Source organism: Methanosaeta sp. UBA458, from assembly GCF_002496085.1.
Lineage (GTDB): Archaea > Halobacteriota > Methanosarcinia > Methanotrichales > Methanotrichaceae > Methanothrix > Methanothrix soehngenii.
Map to the genome: position 1 here is coordinate 23,688 of NZ_DAIK01000111.1, position 3,027 is coordinate 26,714.

The following is a 3,027-nucleotide window of genomic DNA, read 5'->3' on the forward strand; positions in this document are numbered from 1 at the left end:
AATGAATCATCATCAGAGAGAATCTGGGCCAGATCCGAAGCATTGCTGTAGTATTCAATTGCCGCCTGATGAAAGAAGAGATGGTGAGCAAGCCTTCCCAGATTGAACCATGCCTGAACGCTGTTGACCACAGAGGCATAATCCTCCAGGTCGGTGAGGCGCCTTTTCATAACCTCCTCATCGGAGGAGAGCATGGCCTCAATGAAAGAGGATAATAACGATGGAACGCCAACGGATAGGCTCTTCAGCCTCTCGGGATCGTAGCCCTCGGGATCGGAGAGCATCTCGGCGAAGGAGCCGAGGGAGGAGACGACGCTCTCAGAGCTCGAGTCCATATTCGCCCCCCAAGATAGGATGGGAAATTGAAGGATATTTATTCGATTTGAGGACTGCAGCATGTCTGAATACCCCTTTATGCTTAAGGAAGGCTGCATTATCACCTGCCATGAGATCGGCATCAAATAACATATTATATCATCCCCACAATCGTTTTAAAATTCTTCGGCCGACATACCACACCACTATATACTGTTCGACCATATAAATTCTTCTATTTCTTCATAATGTTAATCAAAAAATGTGTGCACCTTAATATTAATATTGGAATTAACATATAAAACAAAAGACAAAAAAGCTCGGCTCCCGTTGGGGGAGCTACTTCAAGACCAGCTTTAGGGCCCTCTGCGGACAGCCCACAACGCAGGCTCCGCATTGAATGCACTTTCCCGAGTCGGCGACCACCCGCCAATCCTCAAAGCGAAACGTTCCGGTGGGACATATTGATACGCATGCCCCGCAGTTCACGCATTCGGACTCATCCCTGATCACCGGGATCTCCAGAGGAACCACCCTTACTCCCCGCCTCTCAAAGGCCTCCATTACCTCCTGGACCTTCTCAGGCGGAACCTCCAGGACTATCTCGCCGCTCACTGCATTGATGCTCGCCCTCTCGATGTTAACCAGAGCCTCAGTCTCCAGAATCACTGAGGCGATGAGGGGATGGCGGACAATGCCCGGAGCCACATGAAGCATCAGCTTCAAGGCTATCGCCTCCGGGCCAAGAGGCGAGAGAGATGATTGCTGGTAATCATTCCTATCACCTTATGCTCTCTGTCCACCACCGGCAGGGCAGAGATGCTATGAGTATCCAGGGTGCGGGCAGCGAGCTCAATTGGCTCATCCAAGCGGACCGAATGGACCCGACGGGTCATGATCTCCGCTATGCGGGATGGTTTTCCGCTGGCCACCGCTTTGGATATATCCCAGGCAGTTATAATGCCGATCAGCCTTCCATCCCGGGAGACCACCGGCAGATGGTCGAAGCTGCCGCTGATGATCAGCTTTGCCGCCTTCTCCACCGGGATATCCTCAAAGACGGTAACCACATCCCTGCTCATGACATCTCCCACATTGGGCGACTCCTTGGTCTGCTTCATGGGCCGGCTGCTTCCCACCCGGGATAGGGGTTCTGCTGCCTGGCTGAGCAGGAACTCGCCCCGCTCCACCTGCTCCTTTAATGTCCGGGCAACCTCTCTTGCCATCTGGAAGCTGGATAGAGGAGAGCAGGAGACCTCTTTGCCCCCCAGGTCGATCGTGCCCGACTTCAGCTCCTCATAGCTGACCATCCTCACCGAGGGCTTATCCCTGCGCTGGATGCCATAGTCCTGCACCGGGACGGTGATATCGCTGTCCCGCACGGCAGTGCTCTTGGCGAGCCTCTCATTTAACATCGGTATGGGAATTCCTATCCCCAGGTAAAGGCTGGGGCCATATTTATGAAATGTTGCTGCCCGCAGGAAGCTGTTGTTCATCCTCTTAAGGTCGCCGGTGACCATCAGAGTGGAGAAGCCATTCTCAGGATTATGCTGGGTTCCCGCGCCTATGACATAGCCCTGAGCCCCCGCCAGGAAGATGCGCGTACCTACCCCGATGTACTCGAAGCCCGGATCGTTGGAGAGGGGAGAGAGCACCCCTGCACCGCTGTAATGGACATTGCCAAGACCCGGAAGGAGGGTGCCCATGTAGGTGTGCATCGTCCGGTCGGAGGAGTTGGTAGCGGCATTGTAACGCTGATAGGCATTGCGGGGATTGACCACTGTGGCCTGGTTGAAGTCCTCCAGCCTGAGGCTGGTCTCCAGATCCATCTGAGGGTAGCAGTCCGAGGGAGATCCATGAGCCTCGACCTCAATCTGCTTTCCAATTACCAGGTCCTCCATAACATGCGCCCCGCCATACTCGATCCCCCGGTCCTCAGAGGGCTGGGTCGCTCCTAAGAAGAGGTCGACGGCGGCGATGCCCCCATAGGCCTCCACCCTGTTCAGATAGGCGCGGGCGATCTTTATGGGAGGATCGCTATGGCCCAAATTGAGAAAAACCCCGGAAGAGCACATGGCGCCGAAGGTACCAGTGGTGACGACATCCACCTCACGCACCGCTCCCGCCGTGCCCAGCTCATCCACGAGATCTGGCATCTCCTCAGCCGTAACAACGCGGGCCGAGCCGTTGCGAATGCGTTCGTTGATCTCCGATAACGACTTCTCTTGCACATCGGCAAAGGGGGGGCGATCCGATAAAAACTTATTGGGCTAGCACTGCCAATAACGTTATCTGCCAAAAGAGAATCAGAGGTCGATATATGGCGCAATTTCCAGGGAAGAGAATCGTCCTCACCAGCGATACCACCATGATGAGCAGCTATCATGGAGGGGTGATGCTCGGCTTTGCTGCCATCATGCCCAGGGCAACCCTGCCCGATTGGATCTTCCAGAACTTCTTCTGCCCGCCAGTGCCGGCGTTGGAGGACGGATCGGCGGCAACTGCCCCCTGCGGCATGAGAAAGGTGGAAGCGGCACTCCTGGAGTCCGGATTCTCCAGGGATGAGGTGATGGTGGCCCATCCCCTTCACCTTGACCGGGCCATCGGACCGGAGACCAGGATCGTGGGGATAACCCATGATGACCCCATGGGAAAGATCGCCCTCCGGGAAATAGAGGATATCATCCGCCGCGGCCCGCCCTTCAACCGCTC

Annotated in this window: 4 protein-coding genes and 1 pseudogene; 1 reads left to right on the forward strand and 4 read right to left on the reverse strand. The window is 55.5% G+C overall.

Annotation, left to right across the window (positions count from 1 at the left end; genetic code table 11):
- The 4 genes from BP822_RS08220 to BP822_RS08235 all read right to left on the reverse strand — a co-directional run.
- A partial coding sequence (locus BP822_RS08220; RefSeq protein ID WP_286878105.1) for a hypothetical protein occupies positions 1-335 on the reverse strand: 335 nt, incomplete at its 3' end.
- Positions 319-468: a hypothetical protein gene (locus BP822_RS08225; protein WP_273271471.1), complete on the reverse strand. Its 150-nt coding sequence runs from the start codon at positions 466-468 to the stop codon at positions 319-321. The genes BP822_RS08225 and BP822_RS08220, both read right to left, overlap by 17 nt.
- A 186-nt stretch (positions 469-654) precedes the next feature.
- On the reverse strand, positions 655-1,032 hold the full coding sequence (locus BP822_RS08230; RefSeq protein ID WP_232844377.1) for a 4Fe-4S binding protein: 378 nt from the start codon (positions 1,030-1,032) through the stop codon (positions 655-657).
- Between the two features lie 11 nt (positions 1,033-1,043).
- The gene (locus tag BP822_RS08235) at positions 1,044-2,546 is read right to left on the reverse strand and encodes a homocysteine biosynthesis protein (RefSeq protein ID WP_048131975.1); all 1,503 of its coding nucleotides are present in this window, start codon (positions 2,544-2,546) and stop codon (positions 1,044-1,046) included.
- 89 nt (positions 2,547-2,635) lie between these two features.
- Between BP822_RS08235 and BP822_RS08240 the strand changes: the two are divergent.
- Positions 2,636-3,027: pseudogene (locus BP822_RS08240) on the forward strand (radical SAM protein); the annotation flags it as partial.